Source organism: Streptomyces europaeiscabiei, assembly GCF_001550375.1.
Classification (GTDB): domain Bacteria; phylum Actinomycetota; class Actinomycetes; order Streptomycetales; family Streptomycetaceae; genus Streptomyces; species Streptomyces europaeiscabiei.
The window spans coordinates 1-2,802 of sequence record NZ_LRTR01000801.1; the positions used below are offsets into that span (position 1 = coordinate 1).

General features: G+C 72.2%; 1 protein-coding gene. It reads left to right on the forward strand.

Going from position 1 to position 2,802, the window contains the following annotated elements; genetic code table 11:
• The coding region (locus AWZ10_RS39425; protein ID WP_159058529.1) for a type I polyketide synthase at positions 1 to 2,802 on the forward strand (2,802 nt) is incomplete at both ends.

The window sequence follows — 2,802 nt, forward strand, 5'->3', positions numbered from 1 at the left end:
TACTCGGCGCCCACACCGCCCGGCTGCTCGCCCGCAACGGCGCGGAGCACCTGGTGCTGACCAGCCGGCACGGCGCCGAAGCACCCGGCGCGGCGGAGCTGGAGCGCGAACTCACCGGCCTCGGCTGCCGGGTCACCATCGCCGCCTGCGACGTCGCCGACCGGGAGGCACTGCGCCGCCTCGTCGAACAGGCCGAGTCCGACGGGCCCGCCATCCGCACGGTCGTGCACACCGCGGGTGTCGGCATGCTCGCCCCCCTCGCCGACACCGACCTCGACTTCTTCGCCGAGGGTGCCCGCGCCAAGCTGCTCGGGGCGGCCAACCTCGACGAGATCTTCGACCACGACCGGCTGGACGCTTTCGTCCTGTACTCATCCGTCGCCGGTACCTGGGGCAGCGGCGACCACGGCGCCTACTCCGCGTCCAACGCCTACGTCGACGCCCTCGCCGAGCACCGCAGAGCCCGAGGCCTGACCGGTACGTCCCTGGCGTGGGGCATCTGGAGCCCCGAAGGCGGCGGCATGGCCGTCAACGTCGTACGCGAGCAACTGCGCTGGCGCGGCATCCCCTTCATGGACGCCGAACTCGCCGTCGCCGGCCTCCAGCAGGCGCTCGACCACGACGAGACCTTCCTCGCCGTCGCCGACATCGACTGGGAGCGCTTCGTCCCCGTCTTCACCGCGGCGCACCCCCGGCCGCTGCTGCACGAGGTCCCCGAGGTCGCCGAGGCGATGAAGGCCGACGAGGCCGTCCTCGACCGGGCCGCAGACCGCCGCGGCGGACTGCGCGCCGAACTCGCCGCCCTGTCGGCCGCCGAACGCGACCGTGCCCTGGCCGACGTGGTGCGCGGCCAGGTCGCCGCCGTCCTCGGCCACAGCGACAGCAACGACATCCCGCCCACCCGGGCATTCCGCGAACTCGGCTTCGACTCCCTCACCGCGGTCGAACTGCGCAACCGGCTCAACGAGGCGACCGGACTGGCCCTGCCCGCCACCATCGTCTTCGACCACCCCAACATCCGCGACCTCGTACGCCACCTGCGCGGACAGCTCGTCGACGACTCCGCCGACGAGCAGGCAGCCGTACTCCCGGCCATCGCGGCGGGCCGACCGGCGCACGAGGACGAGCCGATCGCGATCGTCTCCATGGGCTGTCGCTTCCCCGGCGGAGCGCACTCGCCCGACGACTTCTGGCGGCTCGTCCTGGACGAGACCGACGCCATATCGTCGCTCCCCACAGACCGAGGCTGGGACCTCGACGCGCTCTACGACCCCGATCCCGACCGGGCTGGCACCAGCTATGTCCGCGAGGGCGGGTTCCTGCACGACGCGGCCGAGTTCGACGCCGGGTTCTTCGGTATCTCGCCGCGTGAGGCGACCGCGATGGACCCGCAGCAACGCCTCCTCCTGGAGACCACCTGGGAGACTCTGGAACGGGCCGGCATCGCGCCCGACAGCCTGCACGGCAGTGACACCGGAGTCTTCCTCGGCGTCTCCCACCAGGGCTACGGTGCGACCGGCGACGTACCGGACGGCCTCGAAGGCCATCTGATCACCGGCACCGTCACCAGCATCGCCTCCGGCCGCATCTCCTACACGCTCGGCCTGGAAGGCCCCGCCGTGACCATGGACACCGGCTGCTCCTCCGCACTCGTCGCCATGCACCTGGCCATGCGCTCCCTGCGGTCCGGGGAGTGCTCCCTCGCCCTGACCGGCGGCGCCGCCGTCATGGGTGAGCCGATCGGACTGGTCGGCTTCAGCCGCCAGCGTGGTCTCGCGATGGACGGCCGCTGCAAGGCGTTCGGCGCGGGTGCCGACGGCATGGGCATGGCCGAGGGTGTGGGTGTGCTGCTGCTGGAGCGGCTGTCGGACGCGCGGGCCAACGGCCACCAGGTGTTGGCGGTGGTGCGTGGTTCGGCGATCAACCAGGACGGTGCCTCCAACGGTCTCACCGCCCCCAACGGCCGCTCCCAGCAGCGGGTGATTCGGGCGGCGTTGGCTGATGCGGGGTTGTCGGCGGCGGATGTGGATGTGGTGGAGGCGCACGGTACGGGGACGAAGCTGGGTGACCCGATCGAGGCGCAGGCGTTGCTGGCGACGTATGGGCAGGAGCGGGTCGGGGACCGGCCGCTGTGGCTGGGGTCGGTGAAGTCCAACATCGGTCACACACAGGCCGCTTCGGGTATGGCCGGTGTCATCAAGATGGTCCAGGCGATGCGACACGGCACCCTGCCCAAGTCCCTGCACGCGGCCGAGGTCTCCCCGATCGTCGACTGGCCCGCCGGTCAGGTCGAGGTCCTCACCGAGGCCCGTCCATGGGAGCGGGACGACCGGCGCCGCGCCGGCGTCTCCTCCTTCGGCGTGAGCGGCACCAACGCCCACATCATCCTCGAAGAGGACGGTCCGCTCCCCGTGGAGGAGCCGGCGCGGACCGCCGGTGACCGCTCGGGCGCGCCTGCTCCCTGGCTGGTCTCCGCCCGCTCGGAGAAAGCCCTGCGCGCCCAGGCCGCGCAGTTGCTGACCCACCTGGAGAGCACGGGCGACGACCTGGTCGACATCGCCCACTCGCTGCTGACCGGCCGTGCCGCGCTGGAGGAGCGGGCCGTCGTCGTCGGCTCCGACCGCGAGAGCCTCGCCGCCTCGCTGCGCGCCCTGGCGGCCGGAACCGCCGACACGAGCCTGACCCGAGGCACCGCGCAGCGCGTCGGTGACGCCGTCGACACGGTGTTCGTGTTTCCGGGGCAGGGGTCGCAGTGGGTGGGGATGGCGGTGGGGTTGTTGGATTCCTCGCCGGTGTTCGCGG